An 18,537-nucleotide genomic window follows, 5' to 3' on the forward strand; every position below is an offset into this window, starting at 1 on the left:
CGATCTTCCATGAATGCTTCACGACTTTCACTGATCGCTCTTGCCGGTTTTCTGCCGATCCTCACCGCCCACGCGGACCTGAACAGCGGCCTCATCGCCTACTATAACTTCCAGGAAGAAGGCACCGCCGGCATCGCCAACAAGGTTGGCGGCGGCGCGACTCACAATGGCACCTATGGCAGCGGCACCACCTTTGGGGTCACGCCGGCGATCGCCGGATCGGGTGCCGGATTCGTCCTGAATGCCGCCTACGCTGGCGTCGAAGCCACCACCACGACCGACCGCTCCATCCCGCTTGTGGGCAAGGCGCTGAACGTGGCCAAGGACGACGCGAGCGCCACCGCCGGCAGCGGATGGTTCAATGTTCCCACCCTGGGTGCTTCCACCCTCGGCTCCAACTTCGCCATCTCCGCGTGGTTCTACCTCGCCCCCGATGCAGACAATGGCGGGACCGACGTCGCGACGCTCCGCGACTACGTTTTTGAGAGTGCCGATCTCGACAACTTCGACGTTTCCTTCGGAACCAATGATACCAATGGGAACACGTTCGTATCCTGGATCGGCGGGACTTCGGGCGCACAAGTTGCCGGCACCTTGGCCACCGGCCAATGGCATCACGTAGTCCATGTGTTTTCCCAGGCCGGGACCAACACCGCGTTGTCGGTCTACATCAATGGCGCGAAGGTGGGCGCGACCGTCTCCACTCCGACGGCCAACATGAACTTCACGTCGTTGAACTTCGGTGCCGGCCGCACCGGCTTCCGCGTGTTCGATGGGATGCTGGATGAAGTGGCCGTCTGGAACCGCTCGTTCACCGCCAACGACGTCACGGAGCTCCATCAGCGGGGGCAGGCGTCGCTTGCCGTGAACGCCAATTTGGCCGCGGCGGGCAAGGCCTTCGTCAGCGTGGATCCTTCCGATCCGGCGATGGGAGTAACCTTCGGCACCGGGCTCTACAATCTGAATGACGAGATCTCTGGGGGCGTCGAGGCATCCCCCAACCCCGGCTATATCTTCACAGGCTGGGGATCCCCGTTCACCGGCCAGTCGAATCCCTTCCCTCACGTGGTCACGGCGTCCGTGAGCATCCCTGCGATCTTCGCGCAAGACTCGGCCGACGACGACAGCGACGGCCTGACCAACTACCAGGAGGAGGTCATCTATGGCACCTTCCCCAATGACGCGGATAGCGACGACGACCTCGTCAGCGACCGGGCCGAGATCCAGAACACGCAAACCAATCCCTTGGTCAGCCAGAGGGAAGCTGTGGACTACATCATCGCGAACCTGGGCAACGGCGTGGGACCGAACGACACGGTCCTCACCCGCAACCAGGCGAACAATACGCTCACCCTGAAGTTGACCGGGCAGTCATCCACCACGCTCACCACTTGGAGCGGCCTCACGCCCTCCACTCCGGGAACCACGGCAAGCCAAAGCGGCGGCGATTTCTTGCTTCAGACGCCGGGCACGGCCGATACGAAGCGCTTTTTCCAGGTAAAGGGGCAGGAGCCCTGAGGTCGACAGCGCCAGCGGCGGAGAGCGTGTCCCTGACCCGCGAACTGCCGTTGGCGATGTTTCCGGCACGAACCTGAATTCCATTCCATCGATCAGACACCGATCAACGACCACCTCCCCGTCTAAAACTCCATGACACGCCTTATCACATTCGGCATCCTCTCGCTGGTCCCCTTGGCCCAGGGAGCCATCACCGCGGGCCTCGTCGGATACTTCGATTTCGAAGATTCCGGAATCACCAACCAGGCTGGCGCTGTCGGTTCGACTGCCGTCCCCACCTTTGAAAACGGGGCCAATACCCTGGGGGCTGCCGCGACCGGTGTATTTGGTGCCTCGTCCGACACGAGCGGCGGCAAAGTCGGAAACGGCATCCTGTTCTCCGCGACCACCGGGAGCTCCACCGCCGGCGTCACGATTCCGATCGGTTTCGGGACCGGCCAGGATCTGGGCGCGTCCTTCACCGTCAGCTCATGGGTGAAGTTGAACAGTTCACCGGCCACTACCGCCACCAATCGCTATTTCGTCTACGAAGGCGGCACCCTGGCAGCCGGCAACTACGACATCTCGCTGAGCGTGCGCGACACCACCGGGACCTTCGGCGACGTAAACACGCTTGCGGACAACTTCCAGTTCTTCTCACAAGGTGGCACCGGCGGCGACGGCGCGAGCGGGCCGTCGGGCAGTACCGAGGGACGCACCCTAACGGCTTCTGCGGCAACCGCGCCGGGCCAGTGGGTTCACCTGGTGCAAACGTATCAGGCAGGTGCCACCAACACCACCGTCACGACCTATCTCAACGGCGTCGCCTTCGGCTCCGTGCTGACGAACTTGAATACGAACATCAGCAGCGCCGGCTTCGTGCTGGGTCGCGCCCGCTCCGGTTCAAACGACCGTGCTTTCGACGGCATAATCGACGAAGTCGCCATGTGGAATCGCGGCCTGACTCAGGAAGAGATCACGGAAGTCTATACCCTCGGCGTCAATGGTCAGGCCGTTCCCGAGCCCTCCGCCGCGATCTTCGGCGGCCTCGCCGGGATGCTGGCATTGCTGCGACGCCGGCGCGCCTGCCCGTGACATTCTCGTCATGCCAGGTGGCAAATCCCTCCATTCCGGGGATTTGCCACCTTGGCTTGCCGTCTCCAGAAGCGCCCATCCCGATGGGCGCTTGACCCGCTCGTGCGGCTGGCGATTGTCTTCCGGGAAACATGAACCTCGTCGAACTGGCGTCCCGCATCAAAGCCTCCCGCATGGCCAAGGGCTACACGCTCGACCGCGTGGCCGAGATTTCCGGATTGGGAAAAGGCCTGCTGTCCAAGGTGGAGAATTTCCGCGTCACGCCCTCGCTTCCCACGCTGGCCAAGCTCTGCGAGGCGCTCGGCATGAGCCTGTCCGAGCTTTTCGAGGGACTCGATGAAAAGCCCAAGCTGAGCATCACCCGGGTCGGCGACCGCAAGGAGATCGAGCGCGACCGCGACCAGTCCGATATCGACTACCACGCCCTCGCCCATGGCCGGCCGGACCGGAACATGGACCCATTCGTCCTCGACGTCCCCGCGGGCGGCGGCCGGCGCGAGGCGATGCCCCACGAAGGCGAGGAATTCCTCATCGTCCTGAAGGGCGGCATATCATTTGAATACAACGGCGAGGTCCACCTGCTGAAGGAAGGCGACTCCGCCTACTTCGACGCCGAGGTCGATCACCGGGTCTTCAATCCGGGCTCGAAGGAGGCCAAGGTCCTCTGCGTCTTCCTCGGCCGGCCGATGTGAGACCGGCGCGAATGCCCTCAGGGATTTCAGCCGATTGCTACCCAAATCGGGCCGCTTGCCCTTAGGGCAACCCCGCTTCACTCGAAATTCGCGTCCCTTAGCGTCCATTCGCGGTCCGGATTTCCATCTTCGGAAGCCCCGAAGCCAGCCACCTTCACTATTGCACTTTCCGCCACCCGCATCCCACGCTCGGCGCGTGCCGACCGTCCGCCTCAAGTATTTCAGCTACCACCCCGCGATCTGGCCCCGCATGATCGGGGAAGTCACGCGCGACGCCAAACCGGGCTCGCTCGTCCAGGTGCTGGATAAGGAGGGCAAGCCCTTCGGCAGCGCCTTCTGGAACCCGAAGGCCGGCATGCCGCTGCGGGTCTTCGCCCATGGCGACGAGGGGGTGGACGAAAGCTTTTTCCTTGGCGCCATCCAGCGCGCCGCCTCGCTGCGCCGAGAGGTGCTGAAGCTCGATGAAACGACCGAGGCCTACCGCGCCATCCACGCCGATGCCGACCAGATGCCCGGCCTCGTCGCGGACAAGTTCGGCAAGGTGATGTCGCTCGAGGTGACCAATCTCGCCGCCTTCCAACGCCTCGACGCCTGGGTTCCCGCGCTGCACGAAGCCTTCGGCACGGAGCAGGCCCACATCCGCGTCGATCCCGATCTCGCGCGGATCGAGGGCATTCCTTCGCTCACCCATCACCTTTCCGAAAAGCTGCGCCCGCTGAAAATCCGCGAGCACGGCGCGACCTTCCAGATCGATCCCGCCGGCGGCCACAAGACCGGCTTCTTCTGCGACCAGCGAGATAACCGGAAGAAATTCGGCGAACTCGCCGCAGGCCGCAGCGTGCTCGACCTCTGCTGCTACACCGGCGGCTTCTCCGTGAATGCCGCCCTCGCCGGTGCCGAGGAGGTCACCGCCGTCGATCTCGATGAAAACGCCATCGAGATGGCCAAGCGCAACGGCAACCTCAACCAGAAGCGCATCAAGTTCACACACGGCGATGCCTTCACCTGGGCGCGCACCATGATCGAAAACGGCCGCCAGTGGGACCTCGTCATCGCCGACCCGCCGAAGTTCATCCACGGCAAGGAGGACCAGCTCGGCCACAACAAGTACCACGACCTGAACAAGCTCGCGCTCCAGCTCGTGAAGCCCGGCGGCCTGTTCGTCACCTGCTCCTGCTCCGGCATGCTCTCGCCGGACGAGTTCGAAAAAATCGTCGTCTCCGCCGCCCACCGCCAGGACCGCCGTCTGCAAATCTTCGACCGCACCGGCGCAGGACCGGACCACCCCACCCTCTCGAACTACCCCGAGTCACGCTACCTCAAGCTGCTCTGGTGCCGCGTCATCAGCTAAAATGTAGCCGCGCGTCTATGACATGTAGCGACGCGTCTATGACCGTCGCACTTCAGCGGCACCCGCCGCATCCCTGTGCCTCCGATCCGCCATCTCTTCTGCTGCGACCGACCACCGCACCGTCTCTCCCTGACTGCTGAAAGTCAGACGCCAGAAAGAGCCGCCCCACATGCGACCGGCGATCTCTCCGTCCCACCGGGACGACTCATAAAAGCCCGGCACACAGTGCCGGGACCGGCGTTGACTGGAAGACGTGTCCTGTAGGGACACCTCATGCGTTTGGCAGCACTTCGCGAACTGGCTATCACGCGAAATCTGTTAGAAGGAACACGGCACCGCCCATCCCCGGCGTAAGGAGCCGCGACCTTACTGTCGCGCCCCCATCCCCGACATAAGCAGCCGCCACCCCACCACCGCGCCCTACCCCAATCCTCTCCTACCTCTAGATTTCGCGCTTTGTCGCGGTTCTCTCCAAACTCCCGGGTCACCCGAAGCCGGAGCCGCCATTCTACAGCTTCCGCTCCTTGATCTCCGCCACGATCTCCGTGATGAACTCACCCACCGGCTTCGCCCCAAGATCGTCCCGGTCACGATGCCGCACGGAGACGGTCCCCTCCTCCACTTCCTTCGCACCGAGCACGAGCATATACGGCACGCGCTCAAGTCGGGCATTGCGGATCTTCGCACCCACCTTGTCGGACGAGTCATCGAGCGAGACGCGGACGCCGGCTTCAGCGAGCTGGGTCGTCAGCGCCTCGGCGGCTTCGAGGAACTTATCGGAAATCGGCAGCACGCGGACCTGCTCCGGCGCGAGCCACGTCGGGAACTTGCCCTCGAAGTGCTCGATCAGCAGACCCGTGAAGCGCTCCAGCGAACCGAACGGCGCGCGGTGAATCATCACCGGCCGGTGCGTCGTATTATCCGCACCGACATATTCCAGCTTGAAGCGCTCCGGCAGCACGTAGTCCACCTGCACGGTGCCAAGCTGCCAATCGCGGCCGATCACGTCCTTCACCACGAAGTCGATCTTCGGACCATAGAATGCAGCCTCACCCGCTTCCTCCGTGAATGGCACGCCCAAGGTCGCCGCGGCTTCGCGGCACGCAGCCTCGGCGAGATCCCACTTTTCGGGATCGCCGGTGAACTTGCTATCATCCGGATCGCGCAGACCAACGCGCACGCGATAGTCGGTCATCCCAAGCGTCGTCAGCACCGTCTTCACCAGGCTCAGGCAGCCGATCAGCTCCTTCGCGATCTGATCCGGCGTGCAGAAAAGGTGGGCATCATCCTGCGTGAAGCCGCGGACGCGGGTCATGCCGCCGAGCTCGCCGGATTGCTCCCAGCGATACACCGTGCCGAATTCCGCGAGGCGCACCGGCAGATCCCGATACGAGCGGTGCTCGCTGGCGAAGATCTTGATGTGGTGCGGGCAGTTCATCGGCTTCAGCATGTAGCCCTCGTAGGTGCCGTCGGACAGGCCGTTGATCAGCGTGGCGCAGGAGGCATCCTCATCCGCCAGCTTCTCTAACACATCCCGCTCCGCAATCGCCGGGTACTGGCTCTCCTGATAGTACGGGAAGTGCCCGGAGGTGCGGTAAAGATCGAGCTTGCCGATGTGCGGCGTGAAGACCTGCGAGTACCCCTGCTTGTCGAGCTCCGCGGTGATGAAGTCCTGCAACGCACGACGAACCAGCGCGCCCTTCGGCTTCCACAGGATCAGCCCCTGGCCGACCGCTTCATCGATGTGGAAAAGCTGCAGCTCCTTGCCGAGGCGGCGGTGGTCGCGCTTCTTCGCCTCTTCCAGGCGGACAAGGTGCTCTTCTAACAATTCCTTCGACTCGAAGGCCGTGCCATAGAGACGCTGGAGCTGCCCCTTCGACTCATCGCCCAGGTAGAAGGACGATGACACCGACATCAGCTTCACGTTCTTGCACTTGCCGGAGTAGCCGACGTGCGGGCCGGCGCAGAGGTCGATGAATTCGCCATTTTGGAAGCAGGAGATTTCCTCGCCTTCCGGAATCTTGTCGATCAGGTCCAGCTTGAAGCGGCTCGGATTGTCCGGGCGCTCGGAAAGACCGCCGAGGCGACCGCTTTCCGCCATCGCCTTCGCTTCCTCGCGGGTCAGCACGCGGCGCTCGAACTTCTGGTTCTCCTTCGAGATCTTCTTCATCTCCGCCTCGATCTTCTCGAAATCGTCCGGCGTGATCCGGTGCTTCATCTCGAAGTCGTAGTAGAAGCCGCTCTCGATCGGCGGGCCGTAGGCGAATTGCGCGTCCGGCCAGATGCGCAGGATGGCGGTCGCCATCACGTGGGCGCAGGAGTGGCGCAGGCGCTCCAGATCCGTCATCTGGGCGCGTTCTTCGAGAGTCTTCCGTTCGGACATGGGGCGGGGAGATTGGCGCGGCGGACCGGTTTTTCAATGCCGAATCCGGTCCGTTTCCGCCGCTTTCGCGTGGCCGGGAGAGTGCCCATTTGCCCATCCGCCATCCAGTCCAGTCGACGAGCCCACCGGAAACGCCCGGACGCGACGTCAAAAATCCGACATCACATCGACGCCAACGGAGCCTCTGAACGAGGAGCCGTAATCGCCCTCGCCTGAAAGACGCTGGACCCGCTCGTCCTGCAGCTTTCGCTCCTCCTCCCGGTTGACGGACGATGGGCCGAGCTGGAGGGCTGCCGCTGAGTGCGCGCCACTGTCGAGCGGATCGACACCGCCCAGCGGTCCGCAGCAGGCGAGTGCAAGCGCTCCGCAAATTGACAAGGTGCCTTGGATAAGAACCGGCATTTTCTTCATTTCGGTTGCTCCCGCCGCGCGAAAGCATCGCCTTCCCTCACCCGCCCGCGACTCCACAGCCCATCCTTCCAGCTCCCGGAGAGCGCCGGGCACTCCGCCAGCGCTCGATCCGCCTCCGCACCGCCCTCGCGCTGGTGCATCACGCGATTGCAGCGGGCGAGCGTCCATTCCGCATGCGGCCGCTCGCGAAGCTCGATGCCATCCCCCGCCGCGACCGCGCCATGCCGCAGCACCCGGAAGTAGAATCCCGTCCGCCCGTTCCGCTCCACCTGCGCGGCCAGGTCCTTCACCTGCCAGCGCCGCGCCAGCTTCCAACACGGCTGCCGCGGCTGCGAAACCTGCACCAGCGCCTCCCCCACGGCAAAGATGTCACCGATGCACACCTCCTCCTCCAGCAATCCACGCGTCGTCAAATTCTCGCCAAAGGCCCCGGTCGGCAGCCCGGCCAAGTCCGGAACCTCATTCCAATACGCATAGTGCTCGGAGGGATAGACGCACACCGCCTTCTCCACGCCGCCGTGGACCCGGGTGTCCGCCACCTCGTCACCGCGGAAGCCCTGATAGCCCAGCCACTGAGGACCCTCCCGCGCCTGCTTGTAGAAGCCCGTGACCCAGTCCTTGTCCCACCACGCGCCACTCCCGCCACTGGTCACCTGCGCCGCCGGACCGGTATGGAGAGCCATCACGAGCATGCCGCGATTCTCCGAAGCCGGGGTCCGCGGTCAAGCCGGCGGATTTCCCGTATTGCCCGGCGGAGGGCTTTGCGCCTTGGTTCGGCCGTGCCCGGTCACCAGGAATGGATCGTCCTCGCCGCCGGGTTCCTCGCGGCGGTGATGAATGCCGTGGCCGGCGGCGGCACCATGCTCACCTTCCCCGCCCTCATGGCGGCAGGCCTCAGCGGCGTGATGGCAAATACCACCTCCACGGTCGCCCTTTTCATCGGCATGCCCGGCAGCGTCTGGGCCTTCCGCCACCGGCTGCGCGAGGTGAAGGCGTGGATCGTCCCGCTGGGAATCGTGAGCCTGTTAGGCGGGCTGGCCGGCGGCTGGTTGCTGCTCGCGCTGCCGTCCTCCTACTTCGATGCCGTGGTGCCGTGGCTGCTGCTGATGGCCACCACCCTGTTTCTCCTGAATGCCCCGATCCAGCGCTGGCTGAAGAAAAAGCGCGGCGAAGGCCACGACACCGAGCCCGACCGCCCAAAAACCTGGGGCCTCGCCTTCCAAACCGGCGTCGCCATCTACGGCGGCTACTTCGGCGCGGGCATCGGCATCATGATGCTGGCCGGCCTCGGCCTCCTCGGCCTGCGCGACGTGAACCGCATGAACGCGCTGAAATCCGTGCTCGCGCTCCTCTGCAATATCGCCTCCGTGGCCTACTTCATCGCCTGCGGCAGCGTCGATTGGCGGCTCGCCGGCTGGCTCATCGCCGGCTCCATCCCCGGCTATTTCCTCGGCGCCCATTTCGCCCAGAAAATCCCCGCCATCGCCGTCCGGATCATCGTCGCCGTCATCGGATTGGGCATCGCGGGCCATCTTTTCTGGAAACAGATGGCCTGAAAATGACGCCGGAAAGCGCAATCCAAGAGCCCACGAGATCCGCGGAATCTCGCAAAAACCCATGTCCACCCTCTCCTGTCTTTCTCTGTGACCTCCTGCCTTTCCTCCTGTTCCCCTCTGTGGTGAAGCAGCTCGAAGCCACCTGAAAAGCATCAGCAAACCTGACGGAGAGCCCAAAAAAGGCCGCCAAACCCCGATTTCGCTCGTTTCGATCGTTTCGTTGTTCCCCTTTGACAAGACGACGGGATTTTTCGGAGCGCCCTTAAGTCCGTTTGCGTCGAATCCCAGCGATCGAAGGAACCGGACCAAGCAGGATGGATGGGATGGATAGGATTCTAGAGGTCTCCCGTTCCAGCTTCCCCGGCATTCTCAATCCCATCCATCCTATCCATCCTGGTCCCAAAAAGAACCGGAATCCTCCGCATTACGCGTTCGCGGGACTTGCACCCGGTCGGCTGGGCTGCTAGATACGCCCGCGTTCACCCCACCCCCCCCTATACTACATGAAGATCACGATCATCGGGACCGGATATGTCGGTCTCACCTCCGGCACTTGCTTTGCCGAAGTTGGCCACGAGGTTACCTGCGTTGACAACAACCCGGACAAAGTCGCCACCCTGCTCGCCGGCCAAGTGCCGATCTATGAGCCCGGCCTTGAGGAATTGGTGAAGCAGAACGTGGCCGCCGGCCGCCTGAAATTCACCACCTCCACCGAGGAAGGCGTCAAGAATGGCGAGGTGATTTTCATCGCCGTGCCGACCCCGCCGCAGCCGGATGGCTCGGTGGACCTGTCCTTCATCGAGAAGGTGGCCCGCGAGATCGCCCAGTGCCTCACCCCGGAGCTCGGCTACCGCGTCATCGTGGACAAGTCCACGGTGCCCGTGAAGACCGGCGACAAGGTCGAGCAGACCGTCCGCCGCTACGCCCCTCCTGGCGTCGAGTTCGGCGTCGTCTCCAATCCCGAGTTCCTCCGCGAAGGCTGCGCCGTCGATGACCTGCTGCATCCCGACCGCGTCGTGATCGGCTCGAATGACGACCGCGCGCTGGCCTACATGCAGAAGATTTATGAGCCCTTCGTGGCTCCGGTGCTCGTCACCGACATCAACTCTGCCGAGCTCATCAAGCACGCCGCGAACTCCTTCCTGGCGCTCAAGATCTCCTATATCAATGCCGTGGCGAACATCTGCGAGGCCTCCGGTGCCGACGTGGAAAAGGTCGCCGAAGGCATCGGCATGGACAAGCGCATCGGCCGCTCCTTCCTGAATGCCGGCCTCGGCTACGGCGGCTCCTGCTTCCCGAAGGACATCAAGGCCTTCATCCATATCTCCGAAACGCTCGGCCAGCCCTTCGGCCTGCTCAAGGAAGTCGAGAAGATCAACGCCGACCAGCTCGACCGCTTCCTCAACAAGATCCGCGAGAAGCTCTGGGTCTTCCGTGAGAAGAAGATCGCCCTCTGGGGCCTCGCCTTCAAACAGAACACCGACGACGTCCGCGAATCCGTCGCCATCCGCCTCGCCCAGAAGATGCTCGCCGAAGGTGCCACCATCCGCGCCACCGACCCGGAAGCCATCGAGACCGCCAAGAAATTCGGCGAACTCAAGGGCGACATCACCTACCACACCGACCTCTACGAGACGCTTGATGACGCCGACTGCCTCATCATCGCCACCGAGTGGCCGGCCTTCGCCAAGGTCGATCTCACCGAGATCACCAAGCGCCTCCGCACCCCGCTCGTCTTCGACGGCCGCAACCTCCTCGATCCAAAGGACGCCAAGGCTGCGAACCTCGAATACATTTCCATCGGCCGCTGAGGCGGGCGGAGACAGAGACAGAAGACTGTCAGACGACAGACACAAGACTTGAACGAAGAGGCGCGAGCACCAGCTCGCGCCTCTTTCTTTTCGCCCCCTCAGTTGCATCGGTCCTCGCCTCCGAACAATTCAAGATCGGACTGCGTAGCCCTAACCTAACGGGCTCACCATAGCCCGGCTCGCCGGGCGATCCCATAAGGGGCATCGACATTCCTGTCGATGTGCGCCGGTCCGGCGCACCACCGGCCAAGCCGCCACCACCACCAAGCCTCCTTCTTCGTCCCAACGGGACGGCTTATAACAGCCTGGCACGAAAGTGCCAGGTAAGCACCTCACACCCATCGCGTCACAACGTGACGCCTCATGCTGGGAAGGGATCGCATCCTTGAAGGGTCAGTTCCCGTCGTGGCGTCGACGAAATGTGAATGGCCGAGTCCCCGCCTCAAATTGACGGCAGCCTTGGGATTGCTTACGGTTCACCCGTGAGCACCACTCTGACGATCCACAATCTGGACAAAGGCGTGGAAGAAAAGCTGCGTATCCGCGCCGCTCTCCATCAGCGTTCGATGGAAGCAGAGGCCAAGGAAATCCTGACCCGCTCGGTGGCAGAAGACGACCCGCTCGTTTCGACCCTCACCTCCGCCCAGGAGCGGATGCGCACCGCGATTGAGTCCGTGCGTGGAATCTGGACCGACCGCGGCACCACCAGCGAGTGGATGCAAGCAAGCCGTGCCGACGACAACGACGATGCTTATTCTGGTCATCCGCAGACCGGGCGCTGAGGCGGACCGAGGCAGAAGACGGTCAGACGACAGACACAAGACTTGAATGAAGAGACGCGAGCACCAGCTCGCGCCTCTTTTCTTGGTCTCTAAATGCCGGCTTTCTATTGAGAAGAGCCCTGCCTCAGAACGGGAGATTTCAAAGGCTTCTTAAAACGATCCTCGAAGAGCGATGCTTCACCAAGCCGTCCACGCAGCCTGTTCTTCATTACTTCAACATTCTCGGAAACCTCGCGCCCTAACAGGGATTTGAAATCCTCATGAATTGCCTTGCGCCTCTTGTTAGGTAGCCTAAGCCCCTTCTTGGTAACTGCAGCGCCCGTAATCATCTTCGGGGCACTGGGTTGATAGTATTTCGTTTTGCTCGGATGCGGTGTGAGGCCGTAGCTGCGAACAATACGCTTTACCTCCCCAGCCAAACGTCGGGTCGCTCCGTCACCAGAACATGTAATATCATCAACGTAGCAAGAAAATGTAACACCCCCACTTTCGCAGCAATCATTAATCCGATCAAACATCACTCGATAAGCGTAAAAAGAAAGAATTGTACTTACACTCGATCCAGTAGGTATATGCCCCCTGATCACAACAAGACGAGTTAATATTGAGGCAACATCCAAATCCAATTCGAATTGCTTTGCGAAGCACTTCCACACATACTTATATGAGGCACTCTGAAAAAACTTTTGAATGTCCATCGTGAACGCTCTCTTGCCGGCGTTATGAGCATGCCTGCGGGCATTCCCGATATAAGACCTTCCCTTTACTCCGGACTGAAGATAATCGGGAACTTCAATTCTTACGAGCAAAGTGCTAAGTCGCTTGTGAGCAACCTGAAGCTTCCGAAGCGGGTGCTCGATTCCCCTGCCGTCATGCTGAAAACAAGCGTATGACTTTTCGCAATCGCCAACAAACGCCTTGAGTGCTTTGCCAGATTTGAACCCAAGCAAAGAAGCGAGTTTGTTTGGACCAGCTCGATACAACGGAGACTTTTCTATCGGGTATCGAGCGATCATGCGGGAGAGGCTCTAGATTCTGGTCGCACGTTCGATCCAATCCAACATGTCAATCGCTTTACGAGAAATCGGTCTCCGCCCCTCGGCCGAATCGGCATGCTCGGTGAAATAGATCAACGAACTCAGCGGCAACTTGAAGTATTCCGCATACTTCGAAAGAAGCTCCAAGGAGGGCTTCTTATTTCCTTTCTCAATTCCGCAAAGATGCGCTGCGGTGATCCCAAGCTGGTCCGCCAATTCTTTTTGGCTCACCCGATGGTAGAGTCGAACAATTTTTAACGTCTTATTCAAATTGGCAATTGGTTTAGTAGAAGCTGGTTATCCTTAGCATCTCGCGGACCTCGCCTTTGGGCTAGTCATCGGAAAACCAAGAGTTCAGCCATCCCCAAATCTTTACGAATGTCGATTCCACCGGGGGAATCCACATCACGATCTTGATAAGAGCACGACTTACGAAAACCCAACGAACGATCAATTTGATCGTTCGAATGAATTTCGCAACCAGCCCCCTGTGTTGAATATGGTTGGTGTTTAACGCGGGCTTGTGGCCGCCAGAATCCTCTGGCTTCCCCGACTCGTGGATGTCTTGTGACATTTGGTTTCGTAGTGGCCTTTGGCATAATTGCCTCCGGTCGTCTTCCACTACGAGTCATCGCGTTTAAACACAGGGCTTGCCTACCTCTGCCAATGCCGCGTGAGCGTCTCGCGCGGCAATAACTCCTCCAGTAGCGATCCGAGGCGTCGAGGCGTCCGGGGCTGCTCTGGCGGGTTAAGGTTGGGGGTAAAATACCCCCGCAGGTTCTCGAAAGAACCTCTTCTTTAGTGACGGATATGCGATCACCAACCATTCGCCGCTGACCATGCTGGATTCAGAAAAATGCTCAAGGACTTTCTTCACCTCAAAGATAATTTTTTACCCAATGGGCCCAATCTGACCTTGGGTCGATCCTTGGATTCTGAATCCTTCCCGGCGAGTGCTTTGCGACCGCCGCATTTCGCCCCTTCCGTCGAGCCACTAGGAATTGGGAATCTTCATTTCCCCGCAGAAAGCTTGAAACCTCCGCCTCACCAGCCTTCCCTCCCCTTCCCCGCGCCTCCAGTCTTCCCTCTGTCGTCTTCCAGTCTTCTGTCTCTGCCTCATCCATGAAATCCCCGCGCCGCGCTGCTGTCTCCATTCTCCGGGCTTGGACGAAGGGGCATGCCTATGCTGAAAACCTGATCGAGCGGCATGCTTCGCGGAACGACCTCTCCTCCGCCGACCGGGCGCTGCTGAATGCGATCGTGCTCGGCGTGCTGAGGAATTTGCGGCTGCTCGACCACTGGATCAGCCAGCTTCGCAAGGGCAAACTGGATGACGAGACGCGAGACATCCTGCGCGTGGGGCTTTGCCAGTTGCTGATCCTGGAGCTGCCCGATCACGCGGCGGTCTTCGAAACCGTGGAACTCGGCAAGAGCGGTGCGCGGGGGCTGATCAATGCGGTGATGCGCCGCGCGGCGGCGACGAAGAAGAAACTCTTCGACCTGGAAGGCGTGCCGCCGGAGACCTGCTACTCGCATCCGGAATGGCTCTTCAAGCGCTGGAAGAAGGCCTACGGGAAGGAAGAAGCGATCGAGCTGATGGCCTTCAACAACCATCCCGCACCGACCATCGCGCGGCTCAACCCGCTCGTGGCGTCCGATTTCCAGGCGCCGGAAAGCGACTTGCCCGATGGCTTTTTCCAGATCGAGGGCCCGATTCCCAACCACCTTCTCGCGTCCGGCGCGATCTACATCCAGGACCCCGCGACGCGGCACTCCGTGGACTTATTAGACCCGCGCCCCGGCGAGCGCGTGCTCGATGCCTGCGCCGCCCCGGGCGGCAAGGCCTTCCTCATCGCCGCAGCCCAAGGCGGCGGCAAGGACCTCGTCTGCACCGACTCGAACGAGAAGCGCCTGCCCCGCCTGCGCGAGAATCTCGAGCGCCTTCAAATCAAGGACGCCGAGATCGACTGCCACGACTGGAGCACGCCCGGACCGGGGAAGTGGCACGGCGCCTTCGATGCGATCCTGCTCGATGTCCCCTGCTCGAACACCGGCGTCTTCCGCCGCCGCGTCGATGTCCGTTGGCGCCTCAAGCCCGCCGACATCACCGCCCTGACCAAGCTCCAGCGCCAGATCATCGAGAACGCCTTGCCCTGCCTCAAACCCGGCGGCCGGCTCGTCTACTCCACCTGCTCGGTCGAGGCCGAGGAGAATGCCGCGCTCATCGACGCCGTGCTCGCCGATCACCCCGAGTTGTCCCTCGAGGACACCCGCCAGGCACTCCCGCAGCGGGATGGCACCGACGGCGCCTTCGCCGCCTGCCTGCGGCTGGCTTGACCGCAGCGCTCCTTCCTACACCAAGGGAAGAAACGAACCGCAGATGAACAGGATGCACGCAGATCCAAGGGCGAAAGCCCGGCCTGCTGCCCTTCTACAGACCCGCTCCACCACCACTAGCGCCCATCCCCTCCGTCCATCTGCGTTCATCCCGTTCATCTGCGGTTGAAATCCTTCCACGACCCCGGGCTTAACCGCCAAACCCGCTCTTGCGACGTCCGCGGAAAACTGAACACTCGGCCCGACCTGACCCCGATGAAATCCTGTTTCGGCATGTTCCTCACCCTGATCGTCCTGCTCGCTGTCATCTTCAGCGGAGCGGCCATCTGGTACCTGAGCGACACCGCCGAGTTCACGCGGAAGGACGCGCCGGCGGTGCCCGCGGCGCGGTAGTCCTCAGGCCGGACAGCAGCGGCCCGCCAGCAGTGGTACGTAGTCCCGCCTTCAGGCGGCCTCGAAGCACCTTACAAGTCCGCTTAAATCATTCCGTGAAGCCTCTTAGCCGCTGAGTCGCAACAAACGGCTTCAGCTTATCGCGCGACCCGGAAGTTTGAAGTGAACCGCGAAATCACGCGAAAATGCGCGAAATCTAAAGGCAGGAGAAAATCTTCATTCTGGCAAATTTCGCGTTTTTTCGCGTTTTTTCGCGGTTCAATCTCTTCGCCCGAACCCGGCTCGGACGACGACGTTTAAAGGCAAGTCCGCCTGAAGGCGGGACTACCTACCGCTTGGATCTCAGCGTCTTCCTTCTGCCAGTTTCTCACCCAATTTCCATCTCCGACTCCCCGCAGCACGACCCGCGCGCGTGAACACACGACTCGCACCACCCAACGCCATCGACGACCAGCACCGCCTCGCGGCCACAGGTCGCACACGCCTCGGTTTCCCCCTCCACGACAGCCAGCTTTGACTCGAGCTTCGGCTTCGCAGGTTCGCCTTCCATGCCGGAAACTACTTCCGCTTGCCGATGGATTCCAGCGCCCGTTCGATGAGCATCTTCATCTCGGGATCCGCCTCGGCACGCGCGCCTTCCAGCACCGGCACCGACTTGGCGGTGCCGACCTTGTCTAACAACCGGACGGCGGACATCCGCTGGGTCACGGTGGTCTCGGGAAAGCGGGCCAGCAGCTTGTCCTCGATGCCCGTACCGAGTTCGCCGTAGCTCTGCTCCCACTTGTTAGGTTCGAGCAGCCACAGTTGATCGACCAAGGGAATCGCAGCCTGGTCGTTGCGGATCGCGAGGAAGGTCACCAGCGACTGCGCGACGTCCTCGCCGGGCGGGATCTTCTCGATCACACCCCGCACGATGGCCTCCATGCCATCGCCCGGCTCGCTCCACTTTGGCAGCGCCTTGCCGATCTCGAATCGGATCGCGGCGTCGCCCTCCTGAACCAGTTCGCCCATCCGCTTGACGATGTCCTTGCGGTAAAGCTTCGGCTCGACCGGTGCGAGGCGATTGACGGCGCGGCGGGCGCGCTCGAGGTCGATGCTTTCCAGCTCGCGCTTGTTCAGCTCGTAGAAGGCCGGGTTGGCGGGATCGGTCAGCTTGTCGAGCGGCCCCTCCTGGAAGCTGTCGTTCCTCACCACCACCTCGATGATCCGCAATTCCTCCGACGGGCGGCGAACTTCGCCGAAGCGTTCGCACAAGCGAGCCAGCACCGACAGATCCTCCTTCACGCCGGTCACCACCATCAGGTAGTCGCCGGAGCGCGGGTACATGTGCGAGCTCGGGCTGGCCCCGGAATTCCGCACGATGTAGTCGCGGACCTGGAGCCGGTGAAACTCGCGCAAGCCGTGCAGCCAGATGCCGATGGCATTCGGATCGGACTCGAGGGCACGCTCCATCGGCTCGTAAACGATCTCCTTCTTCAGCGCCTCCACGGCCTCGTTCCTCGAGGATGGCGGCGCCACCGCGATCGGCGAGCCGTCGGACGGGCGATCGCTTTCCGTGACCGGGCCGCCCGTCTCACTGCCGGTGGTGAAAACGAACGGCAGCGACAGCAGCCCGGCCGCCGCGGCGAGAGCCCCCACGACGGCACGGCCGCGGGCGCGGGGATTGGCGGCGATGAGCAGCACTCCGCAGACCAAGGCGGAAAAGCCGGCCAGCATCAGCCGCTTCGATTGCCCGGTGCCGTAAAGAACGCCGCCGGGCGAGCCGCCGAAGATCAGCAGCAGGGCGACGATCACCGCGATCAGCACCGCGCTGAAGCCCAGCAGCAGCCGCAGCGGAGAGGTCGCCTCGATCGGATGATGGACCGGCTCGGGCGCGTACTGGACCGTCTGGAAAGTCGAGTGGGAAGGTGCGGCTACGGACTTCGGCACCCGGGCGAAGGAATCCAGCGATGGCACGCGGCGCTCGCCGGGATAGAATTTCTTGGCGCGGACCACGACCTCGTCATTCACGCGAAAGCGGTGTTCGCAGGTGCCGCACTCCACCATGCGGTCGCGCAGTTCCAGGCCCACTTTGAAGCGTTGCCCGCATCCGGGGCACCGGATGGAGAGCTTTTCCGCGTCGGCGTGTGGTTGATCCATGTCCCGGAAAGATTGGCGGAAGAGTCGGGCAATGCAACCCGGGAGAACCTCCCAGCCGTTAGACCGATTCCCGCTCGCGGCGGAGGTGCACGGCCACGCATTCCGTATCCGGCAGGATATATTTCTCCACAGTCACTTCCACCGCCGTGACCACCCCGAAGTCCATTGCGAGGCCGGCAACATCCGCCGCCAGGGTCTCGATCAGCCGCCGCGGACGAGCCGCCGCGAGGTCCTGGATCGCCCCGGCCAATGCGGCATAGTCGAGCGTGCGGGAAATCTCGTCACCCATCGTGTGGAAAGGTGACGATACCGACAACTTCACGCTCACCCGCAGTTGCTGCGGCAGCGCGCGCTCCTCATCCGGGACGCCGATGTGACAACTCACCTTGAGACGGCGGATTTCGATCTGGTGGCGATCTTCCATGGCAGACCCGTCAGCGGGCATAGAGACCACAAGGTGCCGACACCGCACACGGCCCGCCGGTGATGCCCACGGGCGGAATGATGATGTCCACCGGCTGGCCGTTCACCTTGAGCGTGGCGGCGGCGGCGGGCGCTTCCAGGCCCTGCTGGGTGAAGGGCGCGGTGACGATGGGAGCCCGCTGGATCAGCTCCGCCGGGGCCAAGCCGGTGAGCGAGGTTTCGAAAACGTGCCCCGCGACTTCCACCCGGGCCGAGCAGGCATCGGACCCGGAGAAGATCTCGATCTTCGCCTCCAGCACCGGCGCGTGTTCGAAGGGCGTGCCGGCGAAGATCTGGGGGCCGAAGTAGGCAGCCACCTCGGGATTGCTGCTGACGAATCCGCAGACCGCCGGCGGAGCCGATGGGTCAGGCTGCCACAAGACGATCCCGGCCGGAGCCGAGCCGACCGGCGTGTGCACCATCCGCGCGACGTGGACGATCACGTTCGGCATCTCGATTCCCGACGCAGTCACGGCGATCAGATCCACGCCCCCTTCCCAGCTCATCCATTGTGTCACGGCCATGGCGCGAGGCTTGATGATGAAGCAGGGAAAGCAAGCCCGGTGGTGGCTTGTCTCTCTCGCAGCGGAA

17 protein-coding genes are annotated in these 18,537 nt (G+C 62.2%); 9 read left to right on the forward strand and 8 right to left on the reverse strand.

The annotated features are described in order from the left end of the window. Positions 1–9: 9 nt before the first annotated feature. From OKA05_RS25505 to OKA05_RS25520, 4 genes are all read left to right on the forward strand, one after another. Complete coding sequence (locus OKA05_RS25505; RefSeq protein ID WP_264490045.1) at positions 10–1,518, forward strand: LamG domain-containing protein; 1,509 nt, start codon at positions 10–12, stop codon at positions 1,516–1,518. Between the two features lie 132 nt (positions 1,519–1,650). Further along, positions 1,651–2,592, forward strand: coding sequence for a LamG domain-containing protein (locus OKA05_RS25510; protein WP_264490046.1), 942 nt, complete (start codon positions 1,651–1,653; stop codon positions 2,590–2,592). A gap of 131 nt (positions 2,593–2,723) precedes the next feature. Next, on the forward strand, positions 2,724–3,284 hold the full coding sequence (locus OKA05_RS25515) for a cupin domain-containing protein (RefSeq protein WP_264490047.1): 561 nt from the start codon (positions 2,724–2,726) through the stop codon (positions 3,282–3,284). Between the two features lie 196 nt (positions 3,285–3,480). Beyond that, on the forward strand, positions 3,481–4,635 hold the full coding sequence (locus OKA05_RS25520; RefSeq protein WP_264490048.1) for a class I SAM-dependent rRNA methyltransferase: 1,155 nt from the start codon (positions 3,481–3,483) through the stop codon (positions 4,633–4,635). 508 nt (positions 4,636–5,143) lie between these two features. Here the strand turns inward: OKA05_RS25520 and thrS are convergent. The 3 genes from thrS to OKA05_RS25535 form a co-directional block, all read right to left on the reverse strand. After that, positions 5,144–7,018, reverse strand: coding sequence for a threonine--tRNA ligase (gene thrS / locus OKA05_RS25525; RefSeq protein ID WP_264490049.1), 1,875 nt, complete (start codon positions 7,016–7,018; stop codon positions 5,144–5,146). 147 nt (positions 7,019–7,165) lie between these two features. Beyond that, positions 7,166–7,420 (reverse strand): hypothetical protein, encoded by a 255-nt coding sequence (locus tag OKA05_RS25530; RefSeq protein WP_264490050.1) that lies wholly within the window; start codon positions 7,418–7,420, stop codon positions 7,166–7,168. 5 nt (positions 7,421–7,425) lie between these two features. Beyond that, positions 7,426–8,112: an MOSC domain-containing protein gene (locus OKA05_RS25535; RefSeq protein WP_264490051.1), complete on the reverse strand. Its 687-nt coding sequence runs from the start codon at positions 8,110–8,112 to the stop codon at positions 7,426–7,428. A gap of 96 nt (positions 8,113–8,208) precedes the next feature. Between OKA05_RS25535 and OKA05_RS25540 the strand changes: the two genes are divergently transcribed. The 3 genes from OKA05_RS25540 (at position 8,209) to OKA05_RS25550 (ending at position 11,578) form a co-directional block, all read left to right on the forward strand. Continuing rightward, positions 8,209–8,985, forward strand: coding sequence for a sulfite exporter TauE/SafE family protein (locus OKA05_RS25540; RefSeq protein WP_264490052.1), 777 nt, complete (start codon positions 8,209–8,211; stop codon positions 8,983–8,985). 503 nt (positions 8,986–9,488) lie between these two features. Further along, positions 9,489–10,796, forward strand: coding sequence for a UDP-glucose dehydrogenase family protein (locus tag OKA05_RS25545; protein ID WP_264490053.1), 1,308 nt, complete (start codon positions 9,489–9,491; stop codon positions 10,794–10,796). A 482-nt stretch (positions 10,797–11,278) separates the two neighbouring features. Then, a complete protein-coding gene (locus OKA05_RS25550) occupies positions 11,279–11,578 on the forward strand; it encodes a FitA-like ribbon-helix-helix domain-containing protein (RefSeq protein WP_264490054.1) in 300 nt (99 codons plus the stop codon). 104 nt (positions 11,579–11,682) lie between these two features. Here the strand turns inward: OKA05_RS25550 and OKA05_RS25555 are convergent, their stop codons facing one another. Further along, the gene (locus OKA05_RS25555) at positions 11,683–12,594 is read right to left on the reverse strand and encodes a reverse transcriptase family protein (RefSeq protein WP_264490055.1); all 912 of its coding nucleotides are present in this window, start codon (positions 12,592–12,594) and stop codon (positions 11,683–11,685) included. Positions 12,595–12,606: 12 nt separating this feature from the next. Next, positions 12,607–12,846 carry a helix-turn-helix domain-containing protein gene (locus OKA05_RS25560; protein ID WP_343226999.1) on the reverse strand — a complete coding sequence of 80 codons (240 nt, stop codon included), beginning with the start codon at positions 12,844–12,846 and terminating at the stop codon, positions 12,607–12,609. Positions 12,847–13,737: 891 nt separating this feature from the next. Here OKA05_RS25560 and rsmB point away from each other — a divergent pair. Both rsmB and OKA05_RS25570 read left to right on the forward strand, forming a co-directional pair. After that, complete coding sequence (gene rsmB / locus OKA05_RS25565) at positions 13,738–14,952, forward strand: 16S rRNA (cytosine(967)-C(5))-methyltransferase RsmB (protein ID WP_264490057.1); 1,215 nt, start codon at positions 13,738–13,740, stop codon at positions 14,950–14,952. Positions 14,953–15,207: 255 nt separating this feature from the next. Beyond that, the gene (locus tag OKA05_RS25570; RefSeq protein ID WP_264490058.1) at positions 15,208–15,345 is read left to right on the forward strand and encodes a hypothetical protein; all 138 of its coding nucleotides are present in this window, start codon (positions 15,208–15,210) and stop codon (positions 15,343–15,345) included. Between the two features lie 558 nt (positions 15,346–15,903). Here the strand turns inward: OKA05_RS25570 and OKA05_RS25575 are convergent. Genes OKA05_RS25575 through OKA05_RS25585 form a run of 3 tightly spaced genes read right to left on the reverse strand, consistent with a single transcriptional unit; the run spans position 15,904 to position 18,470 of the window. Next, entirely contained in the window at positions 15,904–17,484 is a 1,581-nt protein-coding gene (locus OKA05_RS25575; protein ID WP_264490059.1) for a zinc ribbon domain-containing protein, read from the reverse strand. A 58-nt stretch (positions 17,485–17,542) separates the two neighbouring features. After that, entirely contained in the window at positions 17,543–17,908 is a 366-nt protein-coding gene (folB, locus tag OKA05_RS25580; RefSeq protein WP_264490060.1) for a dihydroneopterin aldolase, read from the reverse strand. 10 nt (positions 17,909–17,918) lie between these two features. Beyond that, entirely contained in the window at positions 17,919–18,470 is a 552-nt protein-coding gene (locus tag OKA05_RS25585) for a hypothetical protein (protein ID WP_264490061.1), read from the reverse strand. Positions 18,471–18,537: the final 67 nt, after the last annotated feature.

Source organism: Luteolibacter arcticus, from assembly GCF_025950235.1.
In the GTDB taxonomy this organism is placed as follows: Bacteria; Verrucomicrobiota; Verrucomicrobiia; order Verrucomicrobiales; family Akkermansiaceae; genus Haloferula; species Haloferula arctica.

Excerpts from the sequence above, each read along its gene's own strand:
- OKA05_RS25585 (WP_264490061.1), bottom strand. The coding sequence starts at position 18,470 with ATGGCCGTGACACAATGGATGAGCTGGGAAGGGGGCGTGGATCTGATC.
- thrS (WP_264490049.1), bottom strand. The coding sequence starts at position 7,018 with ATGTCCGAACGGAAGACTCTCGAAGAACGCGCCCAGATGACGGATCTG.
- OKA05_RS25510 (WP_264490046.1), top strand. The coding sequence starts at position 1,651 with ATGACACGCCTTATCACATTCGGCATCCTCTCGCTGGTCCCCTTGGCC.
- OKA05_RS25555 (WP_264490055.1), bottom strand. The coding sequence starts at position 12,594 with ATGATCGCTCGATACCCGATAGAAAAGTCTCCGTTGTATCGAGCTGGT.
- OKA05_RS25575 (WP_264490059.1), bottom strand. The coding sequence starts at position 17,484 with ATGGATCAACCACACGCCGACGCGGAAAAGCTCTCCATCCGGTGCCCC.
- OKA05_RS25505 (WP_264490045.1), top strand. The coding sequence starts at position 10 with ATGAATGCTTCACGACTTTCACTGATCGCTCTTGCCGGTTTTCTGCCG.
- OKA05_RS25530 (WP_264490050.1), bottom strand. The coding sequence starts at position 7,420 with ATGCCGGTTCTTATCCAAGGCACCTTGTCAATTTGCGGAGCGCTTGCA.
- OKA05_RS25515 (WP_264490047.1), top strand. The coding sequence starts at position 2,724 with ATGAACCTCGTCGAACTGGCGTCCCGCATCAAAGCCTCCCGCATGGCC.
- rsmB (WP_264490057.1), top strand. The coding sequence starts at position 13,738 with ATGAAATCCCCGCGCCGCGCTGCTGTCTCCATTCTCCGGGCTTGGACG.
- OKA05_RS25570 (WP_264490058.1), top strand. The coding sequence starts at position 15,208 with ATGAAATCCTGTTTCGGCATGTTCCTCACCCTGATCGTCCTGCTCGCT.
- OKA05_RS25535 (WP_264490051.1), bottom strand. The coding sequence starts at position 8,112 with ATGGCTCTCCATACCGGTCCGGCGGCGCAGGTGACCAGTGGCGGGAGT.
- folB (WP_264490060.1), bottom strand. The coding sequence starts at position 17,908 with ATGGAAGATCGCCACCAGATCGAAATCCGCCGTCTCAAGGTGAGTTGT.
- OKA05_RS25545 (WP_264490053.1), top strand. The coding sequence starts at position 9,489 with ATGAAGATCACGATCATCGGGACCGGATATGTCGGTCTCACCTCCGGC.